19 protein-coding genes and 1 tRNA gene are annotated in these 22,684 nt (G+C 67.4%); 14 read left to right on the top strand and 6 right to left on the bottom strand.

Annotation, left to right across the window (positions count from 1 at the left end):
* Position 1: 1 nt before the first annotated feature.
* Together L2D00_12665 and tsaD are read right to left on the bottom strand one after the other, a co-directional pair.
* A complete protein-coding gene (locus L2D00_12665; GenBank protein ID WBQ12690.1) occupies positions 2-1,003 on the bottom strand; it encodes an NAD(P)-dependent glycerol-3-phosphate dehydrogenase in 1,002 nt (333 codons plus the stop codon).
* A 40-nt stretch (positions 1,004-1,043) separates the two neighbouring features.
* Positions 1,044-2,189: a tRNA (adenosine(37)-N6)-threonylcarbamoyltransferase complex transferase subunit TsaD gene (gene tsaD / locus L2D00_12660; GenBank protein ID WBQ12689.1), complete on the bottom strand. Its 1,146-nt coding sequence runs from the start codon at positions 2,187-2,189 to the stop codon at positions 1,044-1,046.
* Between the two features lie 60 nt (positions 2,190-2,249).
* On the opposite strand from tsaD, the gene hemC reads away from it, so the two are divergent.
* The 7 genes from hemC (at position 2,250) to L2D00_12625 (ending at position 9,384) form a co-directional block, all read left to right on the top strand.
* A complete protein-coding gene (gene hemC, locus L2D00_12655) occupies positions 2,250-3,206 on the top strand; it encodes a hydroxymethylbilane synthase (protein ID WBQ12688.1) in 957 nt (318 codons plus the stop codon).
* 1 nt (position 3,207) lies between these two features.
* Positions 3,208-3,930 (top strand): uroporphyrinogen-III synthase, encoded by a 723-nt coding sequence (locus tag L2D00_12650; protein ID WBQ12687.1) that lies wholly within the window; start codon positions 3,208-3,210, stop codon positions 3,928-3,930.
* 81 nt (positions 3,931-4,011) lie between these two features.
* On the top strand, positions 4,012-5,193 hold the full coding sequence (locus L2D00_12645; GenBank protein WBQ12686.1) for a hypothetical protein: 1,182 nt from the start codon (positions 4,012-4,014) through the stop codon (positions 5,191-5,193).
* Positions 5,190-6,647 carry a hypothetical protein gene (locus L2D00_12640; GenBank protein WBQ12685.1) on the top strand — a complete coding sequence of 486 codons (1,458 nt, stop codon included), beginning with the start codon at positions 5,190-5,192 and terminating at the stop codon, positions 6,645-6,647. The genes L2D00_12645 and L2D00_12640 overlap by 4 nt, the downstream gene beginning before the upstream one ends.
* Before the next feature lie 9 nt (positions 6,648-6,656).
* Positions 6,657-7,331: a uridine kinase gene (gene udk, locus L2D00_12635; GenBank protein ID WBQ12684.1), complete on the top strand. Its 675-nt coding sequence runs from the start codon at positions 6,657-6,659 to the stop codon at positions 7,329-7,331.
* A gap of 104 nt (positions 7,332-7,435) precedes the next feature.
* A tRNA-Thr gene (locus L2D00_12630) sits at positions 7,436-7,511 on the top strand.
* Positions 7,512-7,728: 217 nt separating this feature from the next.
* Complete coding sequence (locus L2D00_12625) at positions 7,729-9,384, top strand: Na/Pi symporter (protein WBQ12683.1); 1,656 nt, start codon at positions 7,729-7,731, stop codon at positions 9,382-9,384.
* Here L2D00_12625 and L2D00_12620 read toward each other — a convergent pair.
* The 3 genes from L2D00_12620 to L2D00_12610 form a co-directional block, all read right to left on the bottom strand.
* Positions 9,370-9,786, bottom strand: a complete 417-nt coding sequence (locus L2D00_12620) for a DUF1330 domain-containing protein (GenBank protein WBQ12682.1) — start codon at positions 9,784-9,786, stop codon at positions 9,370-9,372. The two genes, L2D00_12625 and L2D00_12620, sit on opposite strands and share 15 nt — an antisense overlap.
* Position 9,787: 1 nt before the next feature.
* Positions 9,788-12,361 carry a valine--tRNA ligase gene (locus tag L2D00_12615; GenBank protein ID WBQ12681.1) on the bottom strand — a complete coding sequence of 858 codons (2,574 nt, stop codon included), beginning with the start codon at positions 12,359-12,361 and terminating at the stop codon, positions 9,788-9,790.
* A gap of 92 nt (positions 12,362-12,453) precedes the next feature.
* The gene (locus tag L2D00_12610) at positions 12,454-12,891 is read right to left on the bottom strand and encodes a VOC family protein (GenBank protein ID WBQ12680.1); all 438 of its coding nucleotides are present in this window, start codon (positions 12,889-12,891) and stop codon (positions 12,454-12,456) included.
* Positions 12,892-13,057: 166 nt separating this feature from the next.
* Between L2D00_12610 and hslU the strand changes: the two genes are divergently transcribed.
* From hslU to L2D00_12575, 7 genes are all read left to right on the top strand, one after another.
* Complete coding sequence (gene hslU / locus L2D00_12605) at positions 13,058-14,362, top strand: ATP-dependent protease ATPase subunit HslU (protein ID WBQ12679.1); 1,305 nt, start codon at positions 13,058-13,060, stop codon at positions 14,360-14,362.
* A gap of 84 nt (positions 14,363-14,446) precedes the next feature.
* Positions 14,447-14,701, top strand: coding sequence for a type II toxin-antitoxin system ParD family antitoxin (locus L2D00_12600; protein ID WBQ12678.1), 255 nt, complete (start codon positions 14,447-14,449; stop codon positions 14,699-14,701).
* A 486-nt stretch (positions 14,702-15,187) separates the two neighbouring features.
* Positions 15,188-15,748 carry a F0F1 ATP synthase subunit delta gene (locus L2D00_12595; protein WBQ12677.1) on the top strand — a complete coding sequence of 187 codons (561 nt, stop codon included), beginning with the start codon at positions 15,188-15,190 and terminating at the stop codon, positions 15,746-15,748.
* A gap of 4 nt (positions 15,749-15,752) precedes the next feature.
* Entirely contained in the window at positions 15,753-17,285 is a 1,533-nt protein-coding gene (gene atpA / locus L2D00_12590) for a F0F1 ATP synthase subunit alpha (protein ID WBQ12676.1), read from the top strand.
* 60 nt (positions 17,286-17,345) lie between these two features.
* On the top strand, positions 17,346-18,230 hold the full coding sequence (locus L2D00_12585; protein ID WBQ12675.1) for a F0F1 ATP synthase subunit gamma: 885 nt from the start codon (positions 17,346-17,348) through the stop codon (positions 18,228-18,230).
* A gap of 63 nt (positions 18,231-18,293) precedes the next feature.
* Positions 18,294-19,733, top strand: coding sequence for a F0F1 ATP synthase subunit beta (gene atpD / locus L2D00_12580; GenBank protein WBQ12674.1), 1,440 nt, complete (start codon positions 18,294-18,296; stop codon positions 19,731-19,733).
* A 36-nt stretch (positions 19,734-19,769) separates the two neighbouring features.
* A complete protein-coding gene (locus L2D00_12575; protein WBQ12673.1) occupies positions 19,770-20,171 on the top strand; it encodes a F0F1 ATP synthase subunit epsilon in 402 nt (133 codons plus the stop codon).
* An 85-nt stretch (positions 20,172-20,256) separates the two neighbouring features.
* On the opposite strand, the gene L2D00_12570 is transcribed toward L2D00_12575, so the two are convergent.
* Positions 20,257-22,494 carry a TonB-dependent receptor gene (locus L2D00_12570; GenBank protein WBQ12672.1) on the bottom strand — a complete coding sequence of 746 codons (2,238 nt, stop codon included), beginning with the start codon at positions 22,492-22,494 and terminating at the stop codon, positions 20,257-20,259.
* Between the last annotated feature and the right edge of the window lie 190 nt (positions 22,495-22,684).

The raw sequence follows: 22,684 nt of genomic DNA, 5'->3' as shown, positions 1-22,684 counted from the left end.
TTTAGCTGGCTTCCGGCCCGAAGGGCCGCGACAGCAGCGCTTCGATGGCACCATCCACATCCAGCGCGCCGGACAAAACTGCATCGACTGCGGCACAGATCGGCATTTCCACGCCGGCCCGCCTCGCCAGCGCGGTGACGGCGGGCGCCGTGGCGACGCCTTCGGTGACGGCATTGCGCGCCGCCATGATGTCGGCCAGCGCCTCGCCCCGGCCCAGCGCCAGCCCGCAGGACATGTTGCGCGATTGGGGCGAGGAGCAGGTGAGCACCAGATCACCCAGCCCGCAAAGCCCCGCCAGCGTCTCGCGCCGGGCGCCCAGCGCCACGCCCAGGCGGGTCATTTCTGCAAAGCCACGCGCAATCAGGGCGGCGTGGGCGGACCGGCCCAGCCCCTTGCCCTCACTGATGCCGCAAGCGATGGCGAGTACGTTCTTCACCGCCCCGCCCGCCTCCGCGCCAATCAGATCCGAGCTCCAATAGGGCCGGAACGCCGGCGAGCCGATGGCGTCCATCAATTGCTGGCCCAACGCTTCATCATCACACGCCAGCGTCACCGCAGTGGGCAGGCCGCGCGCCACATCGATGGCGAAGCTGGGACCTGACAGGACAGCCGGCACGGCATGGGGGATGGTCTGGGCGAGGACATCCGTCATCAGCGCCAGCGAGCCCTGCTCGATGCCCTTGGCGCACAGGAGAACTGGCGTGCCGTCCGGGATGTGAGGGGCGAAAGCCGCCAGCGTGCGCCTGGCGTGCTGGGCCGGGGTGACCAGCAGGTAGGCAGCGCAACCAGCCAGGGCTTCAGGATCGGAGGTCGCGCGGATGCTGGAATTGAGCGCCACGCCCTTGAGGAAGGTGGAGTTCTCGCCGGTTGTGCGGATTGAATCCGTCACCTCCGGCTCAAACGCCCAGAGCGTGACATCACGCCCGGCACTGGCGGCAGCCTGGGCCAGCGCGGTGCCCCAGGCACCTGCGCCGATCACGCCGATGGTCTGAAATGCGGTCATGCCCCGTCCCTTCCTGCCCTGGCCCTCTCGCGCACGGATGTCACGCCTTGGGACCCTTGCGCCCGGAGCCGGTCGCCGGTGCCGCGGCCGCCGCATCGGCATCCAGCGGCCAGCGCGCCCGCGCCGGCGCGTCCAGCCCGTCCGTCAGTCCCAGCGCCAGACGCTCGGCGCCCGCCAGCGCGATCATGGCGGCATTATCTGTGCAGTATTTCAAGGGCGGTGCCACCAGGGTGAAGCCCCGCGCCTGCGCCTCGGCAGCCAGCGCGCCGCGCACGGTCTGGTTCGCCGCCACGCCGCCTGCGACCACCAGCGTGCGCCCGGCCTCGGGCAGCCGGTCTGTAAAGACGTCCATCGCCCGCCCCGTACGCTCGGCCAGATGGGCGGCGATGGCACCCTGCACCGCGTGGGCGAGGTCGGCACAGTCCGGATCGCCGGGCGCCTCCAGCCCGTCCCACACCCGGCGCGCGGCGGTCTTCAGACCGGCAAACGAAAAATCGCATCCCGGCTTGCCCAGGAGCATGCGCGGCAGGGCGAAACGGTCCGGATTGCGAGCCTCCCGCGCCGCGCGCTCCACAGCCGGTCCGCCGGGAAAGCCGAGCCCCATGATCTTGGCGGTCTTGTCGAATGCCTCGCCCGCCGCATCGTCGATGGTAGAGCCGAGGCGGGTCATGACTCCTACTGCTATTACTATCAGGAGCTGGGTATGGCCGCCGGAGACCAGGAGCAGCAGGTAGGGGAAGTCCAGCCGCCCCGTCAGGCGCGGCGACAGGGCGTGGCCTTCCAAGTGATTGACCGCCACCAGCGGAATGCCGGCGCCCAGCGCGATGCCCTTGGCAGTCATCAGCGCCGCCATGACCCCGCCAATCAGGCCCGGCCCGGACGTGGCCGCCACGGCGTCGAGATCACCCGGTGCGAGCCCGGCTTCGGTCAGCACCCGCGCCGCCAGACCGTCCATCCGCTCGGCATGGGCGCGCGCGGCGATCTCGGGCACCACCCCGCCATAGGGCGCATGGGCGTCGTTCTGACCGATCACGGCTTCGGCCAGAATCGTGATCGCGCCATCGGGCTCGCGGCGCACAATGGCGGCGGCGGTATCGTCGCAGCTGGACTCAAGACCCAGCACGGTCAACGCCTTTTGCGGTGACGCGACGGGTTGCCCGAACGGAAAAGCATGGGATAACGCCATGACAGATCGTTAGCGCTGCGCGCGCCCGCACACAATGGGCGGCGCCGGTCAGGAGCGGCCATGCCTTTTGAACCCATGCCCATCGCCACGCGCACCTCGCCGCTGGCCCTCGCCCAGGCCTATAATCTGCAGGCCATACTGGGCCAGGCCGCCGGGGTGGAGGATTGCGCCGCTGCGTTTCCGATTCTGGGCCTGTCCACGACCGGCGACCGGATCACCGACCGCGCGCTCCTGGCGGCGGGCGGAAAAGGCCTGTTCACCAAGGAGTTGGAGACAGCGCTTCTGGCCGGCGACGCACGCTTCGCCGTGCACTCCATGAAGGATGTGCCGACCCGCCTGCCTGAGGGATTGATGATCGCGGCAATCCTGGAGCGTGAGGACCCGCGCGACGTGCTGCTGGTCGCCAACGGGTCAGCTCAGCTCGCCGATCTGCCGCAAGGGGCCGTGCTGGGCACCGCCTCGATCCGGCGTCAGGCACAGGCGCTGGCCGCGCGCCCCGACCTGGTGGTCACCCTGCTGCGTGGCAATGTGGATACGCGCCTTGGCAAAGTCCGCGAGGGCGCGATCGGCGCGACCTTCCTGGCGCGCGCCGGTCTGCGCCGGCTCGGCCGGGACGAGGCAAAACTGACACCCATCGACACGGACACCATGTTGCCCGCGCCGGCCCAGGGCTGCGTCGGCGTGGAAATTCGCGTGGGCGATGCCCAGGCTCAGGCGCTGTGCGACGCCATCCAGCATCATGACAGCGCTCTGGCGGCCGCCGCCGAGCGCGGCGTGCTGGAAGCGCTGGACGGATCATGCCGCACCCCCATCGCCGCCTACGCCCATATCGCACAAGGCAAAATCCGGCTGAGCGCGGAAGCCCTGTCCGAAGACGGCCAGCAGCGATGGACCGATCAGGGTTCAGCGCCGGCCGCGGGTCTCGCAGAAGCCGCAGCTCTGGGCCACGCCGTCGGCGAACGGATTCGCGATGCAGGCGGCCCCGCGCTGGCCGCGATTATCGCCGGAACCGGATGACATGACGGCGGCGCGCCCGGTGCTGGTCACGCGCGCCGAGCCCGGCGCCACGCTGACCTGCGAGCGGCTGGCGGCGCTGGGCTATCCTGCCGTTAACGCCGCGACGGCGCGCATTGCCGCCACAGAGGGAGCGCCGGACTGGACCGGTGCGGGCGGTGTCATCGTCACCAGCCCCAATGGCGCGGGCCAGTTGTCGCGCCTTGGCGCGCCGCGAACCCTCAAAGTTTTCGCCGTCGGCCCGGCCAGCGCCGCCGCAGCGCGCGCCGCCGGGCATGAGGACGTGGTCACCGGATCGGGCGATGCGGCCGGCTTGCTGGACATCCTCCTGAACGCGCCCGATCCGGGACGGCTCATCCATGTGCGCGGGCGCGATCAGGCGCTTGATCTATCTGGTGCCCTGCAGCAAATCGGGCGCGATGCGCGCAGCCATATCGCCTACGAAGCCCGCCCGGTGGAGGCCCTGCCCGCACCGGCGCTGAGCGCGCTTGGGCCGGGCGCCGTGGTGCTTCTCCACTCCCCTCTGGGTGCGGAACGCCTGGTCGCGCTGGTGGAGGCTGCGGGCCGCCTGTCAGCGCTTGGCGCAGCGCACATTCTGGCAATCTCCGACGCTGCAGCCGGGCCCCTGCGCCATTCGGGTGCAGGGCACGTGACAGTGGCGCAGCGACCTGATGAAGCGGCGCTGTTCGAAGCGCTCAGCACAATCCTTGCGCCCGGGAAAACCTGACATCGGGCGGTGGCGCGCGGGCGCGGCGCGGCTTAGAGTCGGGCGCGTTATGGACAACAGACTGCTGACGAGGCAGGCGCGATGAGCGGGCGGACAAAGCCGAACGGCGATCCCGAACCGGTGGATGCCGAGTTCAAACCGGTGGATAGCGAGCCTGAGCCCCGCAAGGGATTGTCACGGGTGCTGGCCGTATTGCGCGTGACCGGATTTGTGGTCGCCGCCGCGCTGATTGGCGGTGCGGCCGGCTGGGTGCTGGCGCGCACCCTGCCGGCAGCCGCCCCGGACATGACTGCGCTGGAGGCGCGCCTGGGTGCTCTGGAGGCCGCCGAGACACCCCCGCCAGACCTGTCACGCATTGAATCGCGCCTGCTTGCCCTTGAGGCCGAAGATCCCGGCGAAGGCCTGCGCGTGGAAGCCCTTGAGCAGCTGGTGCGCGACGCCGCCGCCTTGCGTGATCGCGTGGAGGCGCTGGAAGCCGTCGAGCCGGCGGAAGGGGCCGATCTGACGGCGCTGGAGGCACGCATTGGCGACACAGCCAGCCAGGCCGCGCGCCGGCTTGACACCCTGGAAGCCCGGATCGCCGCGATGGGCACGGGCGAAGCCGGCGAGGGTGTCGATATGTCCGCCGCGCTGGACCCGGTGCTGACCCGGATCGACGCGCTGACCGACCGGATCGCCGCAGCGGAGCGGGCCAATGACGAATCGGCGCAGCTTGAGTCGCGCCTGAATGACGCGACCGGCCGCCTGGATGATCTGGACGCGCGTGTGGCGCAGATGCAGGCCGTACCGGCCGCTGTGCCATCACAGGATCAGGCGCGCCGCGCCCTGGCCTATGCCGATCTGGCTGCGGCGGCGCGTGGATCGGGTCCGTTCGCCGTTGAGCTCGCCGAGCTGCGCCGCGCCTGGCCGGACGCGCCGGGCCTGGGCGATCTGCGCGCACATGCCCGCAGCGGCGCGCCATCGCGCGAACAGCTGGCGGCCCAGCTGCCTGAAGACGAATTGCAGGCCGTCAGCGCGCAGACCGAGGTCTGGTTCGGCGTGCTGCGCATCGCCCGCAATGCACAAGGCCCGGGTCCGGGAAGCGGCTTGCGGGAGGCGCTGGATGACGGCGATCTGGCGGGTGCGGTGGACACCGCCCGCACGCTGGAGGACCCGGCCCGCGCCGTGATCCAGGACTGGCTGCAGGGCGCTGAGGCCCGCCTGCAGATAGAGGCCGCGCTGAGCCAGGTCCGCGCGGCGCTCGATCACGAGGTGGGACCATGATCCGCCTGATCGCCACCATTGCGCTGTGCGTATTCACCGCCGCGCTGGCCGTCTTCCTGACCCTCAATCCGGGCGTGGTGCGCGTGGAGTTTCTGGGCGTCCAGGCCGAAGGGCCGTTCGCGCTGGCAATGGGCGTGCTTTTGCTGGTGACCTTCCTGCTGGTGGTCGCCTGGTGGCTGATCGCCAAAGTCTGGGGCGCGCCCGACGCGTTCCGGAAATTCCGTCAGCGCCGCAAACGTGATCAGGGTTTTGATGCGCTTGAGCGCGCACTGATCGCATCGGCCGCAGGCCAGGGCGCGCTGGCCGTGCGGCAGGCGGCGCGGGCCGAGGCGCTGCTGGACCGGCCTGCCCTGTCGCGCCTGCTCTCGGCGCGCGCCGCCGAAGCCGACGGCGATCTCGCCAGCGCCCAGAGCCAGTATGAGGCCATGCTGGAGGATTCCCGCACCCGGCTGGTGGCCCGGCGCGGGCTGGCCGCCATCGCCGAAGCGCGCGGCGACGCGCTGGGTGTGATCACCCATGCCAGCGAGGCATTCGAGACCTCCGGGCCAGCGCGCTGGGCCTATGATTCGCTGTTCGCAGCCCAGGTGAACGCCGCGCGCTGGCGCGAGGCGGAATCCACCTTGTCTGAGGGTGAAAAGCGCGCACTGGTGGACCGGGCGCGCGCGGCGCGGACCCGCGCCGTGCTGCTGACCGCCGAGGCGCGCCGCATGGAGGCGTCCGATCCTGAAGCCGCGGCCAGACTGGCCGAGCGTGCCGCGGGGGCTTCGCCCGATTTTGCCCCCGCCGCCGAACTGGCCGGACGCCTGCTCGCCGATCAGCGCCGTCACCGCCGGGCAGCCGAGATTCTCGAAGCGGCCTGGACACGCGCGCCGCACCCGGCGCTGGCCCGGGCCCATGGTGCCTTGCGAAAGTCCGACACAAAGGCCAAGCGCGCCGAGCGCCTGCGCGCCCTGGCCGCCCTCAATCCGGAGCATCGCGAAAGCCGCATCCTGCTGGCCGAGACCGCACTGGACCAGGAAAACCGCGACGCGGCCCGCACCGCGCTCGCCAGCCTGACCGCCCAGCCGCCTGTGTCGGCACGGGTCTGCGTGCTGGCCGCGCGCGCCGCGCAGCTGGAAGGCGACACAGCCGGTGCCCGGCGCTGGATGACCCGCGCCGCCCACGCTCCGGGCGAAGCCGACTGGTCAGACATCGACGAGACCGGCGCGGCTTTCCCCTACACCGAGGACGACTGGAAGCGCATGGTGGACGCCTGGGGCCGGGAAAGCCGGCTGATCCATCCGCGCCATGAGCGCTATGAGATCGCCGCCGCCGCTGCGCCCGACAGCGCGCTGCTGGAAGCCCCGGTGAAGCCGCGCGCTGCAAAACCGCGCGACAGCGCGGACGAGGACAGCTATCAGGCCCCGCGGGCGCCGGACGATCCCGGCGTTGAAGAAGACGCCCGCAAGGACTGATGCATTCCCATGAGCTTGCTTGCCCCGAAAAAGCGCCTGCTGATCGGCGTCACCGGCGGTTCGGCCTCGGGCAAGACCGAGATCGCACGCGCCGCCGCCCGCTCCGCCGCGCCGTTGTCGGCGTTGGTCATGGCGGAAGATGACTATTACGGCGATCACGGTGCCAAGCCCGATTTCGAGCCGGCCGAGTTCAATTTCGACCATCCGGCCTCGCGCGACCATGCCCTGCTGGCGCGCCAGCTGGCGGCGCTCAAAGACGGCAAGCCGGTCAAGGCGCCGATCTATGACTTCACCATCCACCGCCGGCGCGCCGACACGCGCCGCATCGAACCGGCCGATGTGATCATCGTGGAAGGCATTCATCTGTTCTGCGACGCGCAGGTGCGCGACCTGTTCGATCTGCGCGTCTATGTGGATGCGCCCGATGATATCCGCCTGGCGCGCCGCCTCTTGCGCGACGTCAATGAGCGCGGACGTACGCCCCAGTCGGTGGTCGGCCAGTATCTGCGCACCGTGCGCCCCATGCACCATGAATGGACCGCGCCGGGCCGCGAGCACGCCCATCTGGTGATCCGCAATGATGCCGCCGCCGCGCGTCCCAGCGATCACCTCACCGCGTTTTTCGAAAGCCTGTCGCGCCCGGTCTGCGACGCCATCGCGCGGTTCCGGGATGAGCACGGGTGAGGTTGAAACGGACACTGAAACCGGGCTTCACTGCCCGCTTGCCCGCCCGGGCGTTCAAGGGTAGGTTCCGCCGTCGCTGAACCGGGCCTTGCGCCGGGTCCAGAGCCGCTTTAGCTCAGCTGGTAGAGCAACGCATTCGTAATGCGTAGGTCGCGTGTTCGAGTCACGCAAGCGGCACCATTTTTTCTCTTCTCCTTCGCGTCCGCTCAGTCGATCCTCGCTGACGCTGCGGGCGGGCGGCCGCCCTGGCGAACCCTGCCGGTTCAAACCTGGCCTGCAGGGCCGCACCATTGCCTTTCACAACCCCGCGGCCCCTGCCCGCTGCCCCTGCCCGCTCCAACCTTCGTGAAATCGCTGTAATGTCCGAACCCGGAGCAGCTGAGCGGAGCTGGCGGAGATGATGGCCATATTGACGCTGGCCGGCGGGATCGGGCTGTTCCTGCTGGGCATGGGGCTGCTCACCGACGGGCTGAAGATCGCCGCCGGCGGCGCGCTGCGCACCCTGTTGCAGACGTGGACAAAATCGAGCGTGCGCGGGTTTGCGCTGGGCGTGCTGATTACGGCTGTGGTGCAGTCATCGAGCGCGGTGACCGTGGCCACGGTGGGCTTCGTCAACGCGCGCCTGTTGAGCCTGCGCCGGGCGGTGTGGGTGATCCTGGGCACCAATGTGGGCACCACCATGACCGGCTGGCTGGTGGCGCTGGTCGGGGTGAAGGTGGATGTGGGCGCGCTGGCCCTGCCGCTGATCGGGATCGGCATGGCCCTGGCACTGGGCGCGGGCGAGCGGGCGCGCATGGCCGGGGCCGGGCGGGCACTGGCCGGGTTCGGCCTGTTTTTCCTGGGCGTCGGCGTGCTGCAGGACGGATTTGGCGGGCTGGCCCCGGCGCTGGCGTCGATCACGCCGGAGAGCGCCAGCATCCTGTCCATCCTCGCCTTCGTGGCGCTGGGTGCGCTGGTCACGGTGCTGACCCAGTCCTCCAGCGCGGCCATCGCCATCGTGCTCACCGCCAGCGCGGGCGACGCCTTCCCGCTGGCGCTCGCCGCCGCCGCCGTGATCGGCACCAATCTGGGCACCACCTCCACCGCCGTGTTCGCCGCGCTGGGTGCCGGGGCACCGGCCCGCCGCGTGGCCAGCGCCCATATCGCGTTCAACCTGTTTGCCGGCGTTGTGGCGCTGGCGGCGATGCCGCTCTTTCTGCCTGTGGCGCGGGAACTGGCCGGACTTGCGCTGGGCTCCGAAGACGTGCCCGCGACGCTGGCCCTGTTCCACACCCTGTTCAATGTCGCCGGCGTGGCGCTGGCCTGGCCGCTGGTGGGCCGGGCGGTGTCATGGCTGTCGACCCGCTTCGTCACAGAGGACGAAACGCTGGCGCGCCCGCTCCATCTCGACCCCACCAGCCTGCCCGTGCCCAGCCTGGCGCTGAACGCGCTGTCCCAGGAACTGGTGCGCATGACCGGCCTGACGCTCGGCCTGGTGCGCGAAGCGGCGGGGCCGAAACCCATCGCAAAGACCCGCCTGAAACTGCGCCGGGACGGTCTGATGCAGCTGGGCGAGCAGATCCGGACGTTTCTGGCGCGCATGAATGCGTCGGCCCTGCCCGCCAGCGTCACCGCCGCCGTGCCCGATCTGGTGCGTGCGCTCCAGCATCTTGAAGAACTCGCCATGCTCGCGGCCGAGATTGCGCCGGACACATCGCCGCCCGGCCGCTTCGGCAAGAGCGAAGCCTGGACGGGCTTGCAGGATGCGCTGGATGCCGTTCTGGCGCTGGACGTGAGCGACCTCGACGAAGCCGGATTTGAAAAGCGGGCCCGCAGTCTGGACCGCGCATTTCAGGCCACCTATAGCGATGTGAAGGCTGAATTGCTCAAGGGCGTCGCGTCGGGCGATCTGGCGGTCAGCGCGGTTGACGCCGCCCTGATGCATGCGCGCCGCATCCGGCAGATCTGCGATACGGTGATCAAGGCCCATCGCCGCCTGCACCCGTGGCGTCCCGCCCTGCCGGTTGCGGAGCCCGGGGCAGAAAACCCAGAAAGCGCCTCAGCCGAAAGCTGAACCGGCACCGGACGGCGCGTTGCGGATCAGCCGGCTGTCGCGCACGGCAGCGCGCCGGTGAGGCACGGCCTCGCTCTGATAGAACGCATCGGTGACCATTTCCAGAAACGCCCCGGCGCTGGGATAGGCCGCGATGAAGGCGAGGTCCCACTGCTCGGTTGACGGCCCGATCAGCACGCAACGCGGCGCGCCGCGCCAGAGGATCCGCCCGCCAACCCTTTGAAACACTGGCGCCGACGTTTCGCCATAGAGGCGGTAGGCGTCGGCACCGCTGAGCGTGCGGCCGTCGGGATAGGCGGCCTGCTCATGCAGGGCGATCAGATTGAGCATCTCCACCGGCTCGTCGCGGGGCAGGGCCTTGAACGCCTCGAAGGCCGCCCGTTCGGGATCGATATGGGTCATGTCAGTCCTCCTGAGGGGCCATGACCAGCCCTACCTGGACACGCTCGTCCGGGCTTGCGGCCTGACGGGCACCCTCCGGTGCTGCGGGTGCCATCTCTGCGCGTTCGGCGCTGGTCACCGCCTTGAGATCCTCCACCGTATCACCGATCAAATCCGTGAGCGCGCCCTCGCCGATCACGGTGAGCACGCTGACCGGCGTCTTCATGGAGCGCTGGGCCTCGGACTTAACCTTGCGGGCCGCTGCCAGCACCTCAAGGAAGGCTTCGCCTTGCGTGCGGAACGCGTCCTCATCGGCCTGACTGGCCTGTTCGGGCCACATCCCGCGGGCATGGACCGTTCCGGCCTCATCGCCATGAAAGACGGTGTGAAGCGCGTCGGTCACGTACGGAATGAAGGGCGCAAACAGGCGTATCAGCGTGTCATTGGCGTGCCAGAGCGTATGGACAGCCGAGCGCTCCTCATCAGAGGGCGCGCCTTCAAACCGGGTGCGGCGTTTCACGATCTCCAGATAATTGTCGCAGTAATCGCTCCAGAAGAAGGTTTCGATGACGCGCTGGGCGGCGGCGTATTCATAGGTTTCGAACGCCTCGGTCGCCTTGCGCACAGTCTCGGCAAGCTTGCCCATCAGCCAGACATCGATCGGATGGCTGATCCGCCCCTGCGCAATGTCTTCGCGCGGCGAGGCCGGGTTCAGCGCGCCGTGCGCGTCAGCCGCGCTGAGCGCCATGTGGGCGAGCTTGGAGGCGTTCCACAGCTTGGTGACCAGGCGCTTGCCCTGCTTGAGCGTGTTGACGCTCAGCGCCGTGTCCTGGCCCAGGCGCGAGGTCCCGGTCCAGTAGCGCACCGGGTCGGTGCCGTATTCGTCCAGAAGCTTGATCGGATCGATCACATTGCCCTTGGACTTGGACATTTTCGATCCGTCGCCCGCCAGGCACCAGCCGGAAATGGCGATATCGCTCCAGGGGATCTTGTTCTCGTGGTGGAGCGCCTTGACGATGGTGTAGAACGCCCAGGTGCGTATTATTTCATGGGCTTGCGGACGCAGCGCCATGGGGAATTGGCGCTTGTGGCTCTCGTAATCGAGGGCGAAATCGGCATTGATCGAGCGCGTCACCAGCTGGGGCGAGACCGACGAGGTCGCCCAGGTGTCCATCACATCGCGCTCGCCCTCCACCTCATGGAGCTCGTAACCGCGCGGCGCCTGCAGGGTGGGATCAACCGGCAGCTCGTCTTTCGACGCGACGATGATCTGGCCCTCTTCGCCGGGGCGCTTTGAATACCAGACTGGCAGAGGCACGCCAAAATGGCGCTGGCGTGAGATCGACCAGTCCCATTTGAGGCCCTCGACCCAGCTTTCAAAGCGCTGGCGCATATAGGCGGGCCGCCAAGTGATCTCCCGGCCCTTGGCCAGGATCTCATCCTTGAAGTCCAGCGTGCGGATAAACCATTGCGGCGTGACGATAATCTCCAGCGGCGCGCCCGAGCGCTCGGCCGCCGGGATCACCTGCCGGGTCGGCTCCTGCTTCAGCACAACGCCTGCGGCTTTGAGCAGATCAAGGATCATCTCCTTGGCCTTGGCGGCTTTCTGCCCGGCCAGCGCCGCGGTGACGTCACGCGCCGCGTCCGGGTCCAGGCTCGGCCAGCCCTCTTCGCCGAACGGCAAGGCCTCGATCATCTTGCCGGCCTGATCGATGACCATGCGCAGGGGCAGTTTGTGGGTGCGCCACCACTGAATATCGGTCACGTCGCCGAACGTGCAGCACATCACCACGCCGGTGCCCTTGTCCGGGTCGACGCTGGACTCAGCATAAATCTCCACCGGCACACGGTAGAGCGGGCTGATGGCGCGCTTGCCAATCAGTTCACCGGCGCGCGGGTGATCCGGATGGATCATCAGCCCGCCGCACGCGCCAATGAGCTCGGGCCGCGTGGTGGCGATGACCACCGGCTCGCCGCCGCCCTCCACTTCGAAGGCGATGTAGTTGAGCAGGCCGTCGCGCTCGATCTCGTCCACCTCGGCCTGGGCGATGGCGGTGCGGTCAGCCGGATCCCACAAGGTGGGCTCCAGGCGGCGCTCCAGAAGCCCCTTGCGGTACAGGTCCAGGAAGGACATCTGCGACACCGCCCGGCTTTCATCGGAAATGGTCTGGTATTCCCGGCTCCAGTCCACGCTCAACGCGAGGCGCGAAAACAGGTCGCGGAATTGCTGGTGATACTCGGGGATCACCTCGCGGCACAGCGCCACGAATTCATCGCGCGCCATGGTCCCGCCGCGCACCTTGCGCACCTTTTCCACCAGCCGCTCGGTGGGCAGGCCGTTATCGTCCCAGCCGATGGGATAGAGCACGTTGCGCCCGCTCATACGCATGTAGCGGGCCGTGATATCGGCCTGGGTGTAGGAATAGACATGGCCCACATGCAGCGCGCCCGACACGGTCGGGGGCGGGGTGTCGATCACATAGTCGGTGTCGGCCGGACGGGCCGGGTCCCAGCGGAACGCGTCATCCTGCGCCCAGCGCGCGCGCAGCGCGGCTTCATTGGCTTTGGCGTCATAGGAATCGGGAAACGGTTTCATGGGCGCAGGACCGTGATGTCTGGAGCGTCAGGGAATGGCTGGCGGTCTTAGACGATTTCGCGCCCGCGCAAAAGCACGCGCCACCCGCCCGCTCAGGCGAACAAGCGGCCATCGGTGGCGAAGATCATGGCCTCGTCGCGGAACGCCTTGAACTCCAGCGCATTGCCGCTGGGGTCAGAGACGAACAGCGTCTTCTGTTCGCCCGGCGATCCGGCGAAGCGCAGATAGGGCTCGACCAGAAAGGGCGTCGCCGCCGCTTTCAGCCGGGCGGCGAGATCGTCAAACACATCCCAGTCCACAATCAGCCCGAAATGACGCACCGGAATCGCCTGGCCGTCCACCCCGCCCGCGCCCACGGGCGTGCAGTCGCCGGGCGAGAGGTGGGCGACGATCTGATGGCCCAACAGATCGAAATCGATCCAGGACTCGCTTTCGCGGCCCGTCGGACAGTTCAAAACGCCGGCATAGAAGGCGCGCGCCGCGGCCAGATCATGCACCGGGAAGGCCAGATGAAAGCGCGGGCGGGACATTGTGCCGTCCTTTCAGATCAGGGTCAGAGGGTCTGCGCCCAGACGTCGGCAGAGCCCGTCTCAAGTCAAGCGTCCGGCGTGTACGATGCAGCAAGGGCCTTTGTGCGTGCGGCCCGGCTCGCCTACATGGGATAGTGACACACCGCCCATACACCGGACCTGCCCCATGACCGATTATTCTCCCCGCGAGATCGTCTCCGAGCTCGATCGTCACATTGTCGGCCAGTCCGAGGCCAAGAAGGCGGTGGCCATCGCGCTGCGCAATCGCTGGCGGCGCAAGCGCCTGGCCGAGGGGCTGCGCGAGGAGGTCACGCCGAAGAACATCCTGATGATCGGCCCGACCGGCGTGGGCAAGACCGAGATTTCCCGGCGCCTGGCGAAGCTCGCCGGCGCGCCTTTCCTGAAGATCGAGGCCACCAAATTCACCGAAGTCGGCTATGTGGGCCGGGACGTGGATTCCATCGCGCGCGATCTGGTGGAGGTCGCCATCTCCATCGTGCGCGACGCCAAGCGTGAAGAGGTGAAGGCCAAGGCCCACGAGGCGGCGGAGAACCGCGTTCTGGATGCCCTCGTCGGCGCCGATGCGTCGGCTGGCACCCGCGAATCCTTCCGCAAGAAGCTCATTGCGGGCGATCTGGACGACCGCGAGATCGAGATCCAGATTGCCGACGATTCCTCGCCCTTCAGCAATATCGACATTCCCGGCATGCCCGGCGGCATGGGCATGATCAATCTGTCAGACATGCTGGGCAAAGGCATGGGCGGGCGGTCCAAGACCGTGCGCACCAGCGTGAAGGACGCCTATGCGCCCCTGATCAATGAAGAGGCCGACAAGCTGCTGGATGAAAGCCAGATCCAGATCGACGCGATCAGGCTGGCGGAAAACGAGGGCATTGTCTTCCTCGACGAAATCGACAAGGTCGCGGGCCGGGCCGATAATCGCGGCGCGGACGTGTCGCGCGAAGGCGTGCAGCGCGATCTCCTGCCCCTGATCGAAGGGGCCACCGTGGCCACCAAGTACGGGCCGGTGAAAACCGACCACGTGCTGTTCATCGCCTCGGGCGCGTTTCACGTGACCAAGCCCAGCGATCTCCTGCCCGAGCTGCAGGGCCGCCTGCCCATCCGGGTGGAGCTCAAGGCACTGACCCGCGACGATCTGCGGCGCATCCTCACCGAACCTGAAGCCAGCCTGGTCACCCAGTATGTCGCGCTGATGGAGACCGAAGGCTTTGATCTGTCGTTTGATGACAGCGCCATCGACGCCGTCGCCGACTACGCGGCGGAAGTGAACGCCAGCATCGAGAATATCGGTGCCCGGCGGCTGCAGACGATTCTGGAGAAGGTGGTCGAGGAAATCAGCTTCACCGCGTCTGACCGGTCCGGCGACGCGCTGGTGATCGATGCGGCCTATGTGAAGGCGCGCGTGGACTCGCTGGCGAAGAACGCCGATCTCTCCAAATTCATCCTGTAGCCCGGCGCCGTCCGGCGGGCGCCATAGCGACAAACATTGTCAAAGCGTGTATGGTCACGGCGTCACATCGCGCCGGAGGCCGCCATGCACATCTCCCTCACCGACCGTCTGGAAGCCTGGGTCCGCGCCAAGGTGGAGAGCGGGCTTTACAACAATGCCAGCGAAGTGATCCGCGAGGCCCTGCGCACGCAGATACGCGCCGAGAGCACGCAAGCCGAAGACCTGGAGGCCTTGCGCGCCCAGATCGACATCGGCCTGCAGCAAGCCGAACGCGGGGAACTGCTCGACTGGAGCATGGACGACATCAAGTCCCGCCTGCGCCAAGAGCGTAATGCCTAGCTGGCGCCTCAGCCCTCAAGCGGGCGAGGATGTGTTGGCGATAGGCCGGTATACGTCGCAGGAATGGGGAGAGGAGCAGAGCGAGCGATATCTCGACCGGCTCAACGACACCTTCAATCGTCTCGTCCTATGCCTGGCCTTGGCCGTCACCGTGAGGATGTCCGGCCCGGCGTATTCAGCTACCCTGCGGGCCGTCATGTGGTCTGGTATCGCCCGGTTGATGCGGGGATCGAAATCCTGCGCGTGCTTCACGTCCGCCAGCGCAGCGAGGACGCGCTGCCTTAATGATCGCCTCTCTCCCTGCACCGGCCCTGCGCGCGGTGTTGCCGCCTGCATCCCCCTGTGCTAGTTCGGCGCCGGGTTCTAACGGACGCTTGGGCTCAGGCCAGTCGCGCCGTCTAAAAACTTACGGTCCTTCAAACGTTTGCGTCCGCCTTTCAGGCGCGACCCGCAGACGGGCATCATGAGAAGAAAGCGGCGCTAACGGTGACCACCGGACAGGATGCGATCACGAGCGAGGCAGGCGGGCGTTATGCGCGCGCCTTCTTCGAACTGGCGGATGAGGCAGGCGTTCTGGACGCCGCCGAAGCCGATATGGCGGCGCTGGCCGCCGCCTTTGCGCAATCAGACGCGCTGCAGCGGGCCATGGCCAGCCCGGTCCACAAGACCGGCGACAAGGCCGCCACGCTGGAAGCCCTGTCTGCTGCGATGAAATTCCACGACCTGACGCGGCGCTTCGTCGCAGTCGCCGCCCGCAATGGCCGGGCCGGCGGACTGGGCGATATGGCGCGCGCTTTCGCGGCGCTGGCGGCAAAGCGCCGTGGTGCCATGACCGCTGAGGTGGCCAGCGCCGATGCGCTGAGCGCCGCCCAGCTCAAGGAACTGGCCGAGGCGCTGAAGACCGCGCTTGGCAAGGACGTTGAAATCCGTGCCGAGGTTCGGCCGGACATGATCGGCGGGCTGATCGTCAAGGTCGGCTCGCGCCTGTTTGATTCGTCCCTGAGCACGCAGCTCGAGGGCTTGCGCAAAACGTTGAAAGAGGCCTGACGCCATGGACATCCGGGCTGCGGAAATCTCCGCCATTCTGAAAGAGCAGATCAAGAATTACGGTGCCGCTGCGGACGTGTCCGAAGTCGGTCAGGTCCTGTCAGTCGGTGACGGCATCGCGCGCGTGCACGGGCTGGACGCGGTCCAGGCCGGCGAGCTGGTGGAGTTCACCGGCGGCGTGAAGGGCATGGCCCTGAACCTGGAGCGCGACAATGTCGGCTGCGTGATCTTCGGTGAAGACCGGGGCATCAAGGAAGGCGACACCGTCAAGCGCCTGGGCTCCATCGTGGACGCGCCCGTGGGCAAGGCCCTCTTGGGCCGCGTGGTCAACGCGCTGGGCGAGCCGATCGACGGCAAGGGCCCGCTGAAAGATGTGGCCGAGCGCCGCATCGTGGACGTGAAGGCGCCGGGCATCCTGCCGCGCAAATCCGTGCACGAGCCGATGGCCACCGGCATCAAGGCCATTGACGCCATGATCCCGGTCGGACGCGGCCAGCGCGAGCTGATCATCGGCGACCGCCAGACCGGCAAGACCGCCATCGCGCTCGACGCCATCCTGAACCAGAAGCAGATCAACGAAAGCGACGACGAGAGCAAGAAGCTCTATTGCGTCTATGTGGCCATCGGCCAGAAGCGCTCCACCGTCGCCCAGATCGTCAAGACCCTCGAGGAAAAAGGCGCGCTCGACTACACCATCGTGGTCGCCGCCACTGCCTCTGACCCGGCGCCGATGCAGTTCCTGGCGCCGTTCACCGCCTGCGCCATGGGCGAGTATTTCCGCGATAACGGCATGCATGCGCTGATCGTTTATGACGATTTGTCCAAGCAGGCCGTGGCCTACCGCCAGATGTCGCTCTTGCTGCGCCGCCCGCCGGGCCGCGAAGCCTATCCCGGCGACGTGTTCTACCTGCACTCCCGCCTGCTGGAGCGCGCGGCCAAACTGAACGAGGACCATGGCTCGGGCTCGCTGACCGCGCTGCCGATCATCGAGACCCAGGCCAATGACGTGGCCGCCTATATCCCGACCAACGTGATCTCGATTACGGACGGCCAGATCTTCCTGGAAACCGAGCTGTTCTATCAAGGTGTGCGCCCGGCCGTGAACGTCGGCCTGTCAGTGTCGCGCGTGGGATCGGCCGCCCAGACCAAGGCGATGAAATCGGTGGCCGGCAAGATGAAGGGCGAGCTTGCCCAGTATCGCGAAATGGCCGCCTTCGCCCAGTTCGGCTCCGATCTGGACGCCGCCACCCAGCGCATGCTGGGCCGCGGCGAGCGCCTGACCGAGCTCCTGAAACAGCCCGAATTCTCGCCGCTGTCGATGGAAGAGCAGGTCTGCGTGATCTATGCCGGTACGCGCGGCTATCTCGACAAGATTCCGGCGCGCGATGTGGGCCGGTATGAGGCGGACTTCCTGCGCCACCTTCATGCCGACAAGGCCGACCTGCTGGCCACGATCCGCAAGGAACAGAAGCTCAGCGACGACACCGAGGCGAAGCTGAAAAGCACGGTCGAGACATTCACGGCGCGCTTTGCCTGATCCTCTGCGCCGGCGGTTCAGGCCGCCGGCGACTGAATTGACACGAGCGGCACGGAAATCATGGCCAGCCTCAAGGAACTGAAAAACAGGATCAGCTCGGTCAATTCGACCAAGAAGATCACAAAAGCGATGCAGATGGTCGCCGCCGCCAAGCTGCGCAAGGCGCAGGACGCGGCTGAAGCCGCGCGTCCCTATGCCGAGCGCATGGCGGCCGTAATGGCCAATCTCGCGACGGCCGCCGACGGCCCCGGGGCCCCGCGCCTGCTGGTGGGAACCGGCAAGGACGAGGTGCGCCTGCTGCTGGTCGCGGCGGCTGACCGCGGCCTGTGCGGCGGGTTCAACACCAATATCGCCCGCCTGGCGCGCGAACGGATTGCGGCCCTGACCTCCGCCGGCAAGACGGTGAAAATCCTGTGCGTCGGCAAGAAGGGCGCAGACGCCCTGAAGCGCCTGCACGCCGACAAGATCATCGGCGTGATCGAGCTGAAAACCGTGAAAGCGCTGGACGGCGCGGTGGCCGGCCAGATCGGCGACCGGGTCGTGTCGCTGTTTGACGAGGGCGGCTTCGACGTGTGCGAGGTCATCAGCTCACAATTCATCTCGGTCATGACCCAGAAGCCGCGCGCCCAGGTGCTGATCCCGGCACGCGACGCCATCGACGAGAGCGTGCCGCGGCCTGACCTGAAGGGCGCGATCTACGAGTACGAGCCGGACGAGGAGCAGATCCTCGCCGCCCTTTTGCCGCGCTATATCAAGACGGTCATTCTCTCGGCGCTGCTGGAGAATGCGGCCGGCGAGATGGGCGCGAAGATGGCGGCCATGGATTCAGCCACGCGCAATGCCGGCGAGCTGATCGACAAGCTGAAACTGGAATTCAACCGCACCCGCCAGGCCAAGATCACCAAGGAGCTGATCGAGATCATCTCCGGCGCCGAGGCGGTCTAGCGCATCACACACTATCGGGCGGGCGCGACCGCGCCGCCCCGGGACAAGAAGAGGCTGAGCAAGATGAGCACACTTAAAGGCCGGATCGTACAGGTCACAGGCGCGGTCGTGGACGTGGAGTTCGAAGGCGGACTGCCCGATATCCTCAACGCGCTGGAGACCACCAATGGCGAGCGCAAGCTGGTGCTCGAAGTTGCCCAGCACCTGGGCGAAAACGCCGTGCGCACCATCGCGATGGATGCCACCGAGGGCCTGCGCCGCGGCCAGGACGTGACCGATACCGGCGCGCCGATCCAGGTGCCGGTGGGACCGGGCACGCTGGGACGCATCCTGAACGTCACCGGCGATCCGATTGATGAAGCCGGCCCGGTGAACAGCGTCGCCATGGCGTCCATCCACCGCACCGCGCCGAGCTTCGAGGAGCAGTCCACCGAAGCGGAAATCCTGCCCACCGGCATCAAGGTCATCGACCTGCTGTGCCCCTACGCCAAGGGCGGCAAGATCGGCCTGTTCGGCGGCGCGGGCGTGGGCAAGACCGTGCTGATCCAGGAGCTGATCAACAATATCGCCAAGCTGTTCGGTGGCTACTCGGTGTTCGCCGGCGTCGGCGAGCGCACCCGTGAGGGCAATGACCTCTACTGGGAAATGATCGAGTCCGGCGTGAACGTGGACCCCAAAGCCAATAACGGCTCGGTGGAAGGCTCGCGCTGCGCGCTGGTGTTCGGCCAGATGAACGAGCCGCCGGGCGCGCGCGCCCGCGTGGCGCTGTCGGGTCTGGCCCAGGCGGAGTATTTCCGCGACGAAGAGGGCAAGGACGTGCTGTTCTTCGTGGATAACATCTTCCGCTTCACCCAAGCGGGCGCGGAAGTGTCGGCGCTGCTGGGCCGCATTCCGTCGGCGGTGGGCTATCAGCCGACCCTGTCGACCGACATGGGCGCGCTGCAGGAACGCATCACCTCGACCAAGAAGGGCTCGATCACCTCGGTGCAGGCCGTGTACGTGCCCGCCGACGACCTGACCGACCCGGCCCCTGCCACCACCTTCTCCCACCTGGACGCGACCACGGTGCTCAACCGCGCGATCTCGGAAAAAGGGATCTACCCGGCCGTGGACCCGCTCGATTCCACCTCGCGCATCCTTGAGCCCCGCATCGTGGGTGAAGAGCACTACCAGACCGCCCGCCGGGTGCAGGAAATTCTTCAGCGCTACAAGTCGCTGCAGGACATCATCGCCATTCTGGGCATGGACGAACTGTCCGAAGAGGACAAGCTGGCCGTGGCGCGCGCCCGCAAGATCGAGCGCTTCCTGTCCCAGCCCTTCGACGTGGCCGAAGTGTTCACCGGCTCGCCGGGCATCCAGGTGCCGATCGAGGACACGGTGCGCTCGTTCAAGGCGATCTGTAACGGCGAGTATGACCACCTGCCCGAGCCGGCCTTCTACATGGTCGGCACCATCGAGGACGCCGTGAAGAAAGCCGAGAAGCTGGCGGCGGAAGCGGCGTAAGCCCGCTTCCGGTCCAGGGACAAGAAAGACCAGGCCATGGCTGACAAGCTTCAATTCGACCTCGTTTCGCCCGAAAAGCGCGTCTTTGCGGGCGCGGTGGACATGGTGGTCGTACCCGGCGAGCTGGGCGATTTCGGCGTACTGGCGGGCCATGCGCCCTTCATGTCGACGATCCGTTCGGGTGCCATCGCGATCCATGATGGGGGCGCGGTCACCCGCACCTTCATCCATGGCGGGTTCGCCGAGGTGACGCCCGACGGCCTGACCATCCTCGCGGAGGAAGCCATCGCGCTGGATACCGTCACCGCGGATGCCGTCGCCGTGGAGCTGCAGCAGGCGCGCGAAACGCTTGCCATGGCGCGCGATGACATGGAGCGTGACGCCGCCCAGGCGCAGGTGGACAAGCTGGAAGCGCTGTTCCACGTGCTGACGCACTGACGTCGGCACGTCGCCGACCCAAGACATGAAAAGGCCGCGTCCATGCAGGACGCGGCCTTTCTCGTCTCAGGTTTCAGGACCGGCCCTAGAAATCCGCCGCCAGCCCGAACAGCACCGCACGTGGCGCGCCCGGGCGCAGGCCTGCGGGGCTGCGCGACGCGGCGTAGACCTCATCGGTGAGATTGCGCACCTGGACCCGCGCCCGCAGGGCGTCGGTCAGATCATACCACACCGCCAGATCGGCCACGGAGAAGGATTCCAGGCCCGTCCCTGCGGGGTTGGCACCCTGACCGGCCACAGTGCGGCGCTCGCCGACCCAGGTCAGCGCCAGCTCGCCACCCAGGCGGCCGCGCTCAAGTCCAATGGAGGCGAACCACTGGTGCTGGGCCAGGTAGGGCAGTTCATCGCCCGCCTGAACATTGCCCCAGGGGCCGAAGGCGGACCGGAACGCCGTCTCGAACTCGGCATCGGTCAACGTATAGGCTGCCCGCACCGGGATGGCGACGCCATCAAGATTGGCGAACGCCGCCAGATCGGAGCCCGCTGACAACTCCAGCCCGCGCACGCGCACTTCGCCGCCGTCAAACTGGTCGCCAATGGTGCAGCCCCCGCCCGTGGACGCCGTGCAGGTGCCCAGGAGGTTCTCGTAATCATTGTAGAAGCCGACCGCCTCGGCATAACCGGCTGCGCTGGTCCAGCGCGCGCCGGCCTCCCAGTTGACCGCCGTCTCCGCCTCGCTGGAGGAGCCGGGCGCGGCCGGGGAGAAGCCGCGGTGCACACCGCCAAACAGTGTCACTGCATCGCTGAGGTCATAGCGCACGCCCATGCCGGGGATGAACACGTCGTCCGTGCTGGTGCGCACATTGGGTGCGCCGCTGCGGGTGGGATCAGTTCCGGCATAGTCGAGGCGCTCGCCCTCGATACGCTCGAAGCGGACACCGGGGGTCAGGGTCAGGCGGTCATTGAGGGTGATGTCGTTCTGCACGAACACCGCCAGCGCTTCGGCCGTGCTGATCCGGTTGGCCTGCTGACCCGGCGTCTGCTGGCCGGTCTGCACCAGAGCGGAATTGTCGATGCGGAAGAAAATCTCCTCCTGGAAGCGGTCTTCCTGATCCCGGTGGGCGCGCACGCCGATCCGCCAGCGATGCTGGGCGCCCAGCCAGGCCGCATCCCCGGCAATCTCGCCCTGCAGGCCTTCGGCGTAATAGCTGCGGCGATTATTGCGCGAAATGATCGCATTGTCGTTGGAAACAAAGCCGGGCGCGCCGGTGAGGACCGCATACTCGGCGGCGAAGCCAACCGGGTTGGACAGCACCGCGCCCAGCGAGCGCCGCCCGGCCCCGGCATTGACGCCTTCGACCTTGAACCAGTTGCGATCCACCTCGGTGCGGTAGGCCAGCGCGGTCATGCGCAGTCCGCTGTCGAAATCGGCGTTCCAGGTCAGCGTAGAGCGCGACTGGTCCACAATGATCTGGTCGTTGGCGCTGGCCGCATAGCGACGGTACGGATTGGCGGTGAAGTCCGCGTCCGTCAGGCCCATATAGGTTTCGTCAGAGGTCTCGTCCGAGGTCTGGTAACGCGCCTCGAAACTGTGGGTGACGCCGGATGCGTCGATCTCCAGACGCAGCCGTCCGCCATAGTCGGCGAGATCGAAGCCCGTGCCCTGGTTCGAAAAATCAATGGTCTTGAAGCCATCCGCCGTGTCGGTGAACACTTCCAGCAGCCCGCCCAGGCGCACACCCGGCGCGGCTTGCGTCATGCCACCGGTCCAGGCGTGGATGCGCCGCGCGCTTTCCTCACCCACCGTCACCGCAACGCGTCCGGCAAAACTGTCCGGGATGGGCGTGGAGAACAGATTGATCGAGCCGCCCTGGGTTCGTGGGCCGTAGCGCACGCCCGCTGCGCCCTTGATCACCTCGACCCCGGCCATGCGGCCCATGAAGGGCGTGTAGTAGGCAGCGGGTGCGGCATAGGGTGCCGGTGCCGCCAGGATGCCGTCTTCCATGATCAGCACATTGGCCGAACGGTCGAGGCCCGCCCCGCGCAAGCCGATATTCGGGCGCAGGCCGTAGCCGTCCTCTTCCTGGATATTGATGCCGGGTATGGCGCGCAGCACGCGGTTGAGATCGCTGTAGTCCTGGATCTGAAGCTCTTGCGTGGTGATGACCGCTGCCGAGCCGGCAACCTCGCGCACATCGCCCTTGAGGCCGACAATGACGATGGTATCGGTGCTGACGGCTGCGTCCGTGTTGGCCGCGGCATCCGCCATGGCAGGGGCGGCGAGGAGCGCGACAGCGGCGCTCGACAGAAGCGTGGTTTTCATGGCGATGAGACTTCCCGGATGCGTTCTTGAGAGGCATTCTCAGCTATAGGAAGCGCACGGCCCGGTCCAGAGCGCATGAGAATGAATTGCAGCTGAGCCCTTTTGACCGCAGCGTGCGTTATACCGTCGGCTGATGTCTGGGCACCCGGCCCGGCTTTCGATCCACAGCGCGCATCATGTTATGACACTG

The sequence above is a fragment of the Hyphomonadaceae bacterium BL14 genome (genome assembly GCA_027627705.1).
GTDB lineage: Bacteria > Pseudomonadota > Alphaproteobacteria > Caulobacterales > Maricaulaceae > Oceanicaulis.
The sequence above is the reverse complement of the archived record's forward strand: the minus strand, read 5'-3'. Positions and strand labels throughout refer to the sequence as shown.

What these genes read in the sequence shown, in the direction of transcription:
- L2D00_12570 (WBQ12672.1), bottom strand. Translation starts at nt 22,494, where the DNA reads ATGAAAACCACGCTTCTGTCGAGCGCCGCTGTCGCGCTCCTCGCCGCC.
- atpA (WBQ12676.1), top strand. Translation starts at nt 15,753, where the DNA reads ATGGACATCCGGGCTGCGGAAATCTCCGCCATTCTGAAAGAGCAGATC.
- hslU (WBQ12679.1), top strand. Translation starts at nt 13,058, where the DNA reads ATGACCGATTATTCTCCCCGCGAGATCGTCTCCGAGCTCGATCGTCAC.
- L2D00_12620 (WBQ12682.1), bottom strand. Translation starts at nt 9,786, where the DNA reads ATGACCCATATCGATCCCGAACGGGCGGCCTTCGAGGCGTTCAAGGCC.
- L2D00_12645 (WBQ12686.1), top strand. Translation starts at nt 4,012, where the DNA reads ATGAGCGGGCGGACAAAGCCGAACGGCGATCCCGAACCGGTGGATGCC.
- L2D00_12665 (WBQ12690.1), bottom strand. Translation starts at nt 1,003, where the DNA reads ATGACCGCATTTCAGACCATCGGCGTGATCGGCGCAGGTGCCTGGGGC.
- L2D00_12625 (WBQ12683.1), top strand. Translation starts at nt 7,729, where the DNA reads ATGATGGCCATATTGACGCTGGCCGGCGGGATCGGGCTGTTCCTGCTG.
- L2D00_12610 (WBQ12680.1), bottom strand. Translation starts at nt 12,891, where the DNA reads ATGTCCCGCCCGCGCTTTCATCTGGCCTTCCCGGTGCATGATCTGGCC.
- L2D00_12600 (WBQ12678.1), top strand. Translation starts at nt 14,447, where the DNA reads ATGCACATCTCCCTCACCGACCGTCTGGAAGCCTGGGTCCGCGCCAAG.
- L2D00_12640 (WBQ12685.1), top strand. Translation starts at nt 5,190, where the DNA reads ATGATCCGCCTGATCGCCACCATTGCGCTGTGCGTATTCACCGCCGCG.
- tsaD (WBQ12689.1), bottom strand. Translation starts at nt 2,189, where the DNA reads ATGGCGTTATCCCATGCTTTTCCGTTCGGGCAACCCGTCGCGTCACCG.
- L2D00_12575 (WBQ12673.1), top strand. Translation starts at nt 19,770, where the DNA reads ATGGCTGACAAGCTTCAATTCGACCTCGTTTCGCCCGAAAAGCGCGTC.
- L2D00_12585 (WBQ12675.1), top strand. Translation starts at nt 17,346, where the DNA reads ATGGCCAGCCTCAAGGAACTGAAAAACAGGATCAGCTCGGTCAATTCG.
- L2D00_12615 (WBQ12681.1), bottom strand. Translation starts at nt 12,361, where the DNA reads ATGAAACCGTTTCCCGATTCCTATGACGCCAAAGCCAATGAAGCCGCG.
- hemC (WBQ12688.1), top strand. Translation starts at nt 2,250, where the DNA reads ATGCCTTTTGAACCCATGCCCATCGCCACGCGCACCTCGCCGCTGGCC.
- atpD (WBQ12674.1), top strand. Translation starts at nt 18,294, where the DNA reads ATGAGCACACTTAAAGGCCGGATCGTACAGGTCACAGGCGCGGTCGTG.
- udk (WBQ12684.1), top strand. Translation starts at nt 6,657, where the DNA reads ATGAGCTTGCTTGCCCCGAAAAAGCGCCTGCTGATCGGCGTCACCGGC.
- L2D00_12650 (WBQ12687.1), top strand. Translation starts at nt 3,208, where the DNA reads ATGACGGCGGCGCGCCCGGTGCTGGTCACGCGCGCCGAGCCCGGCGCC.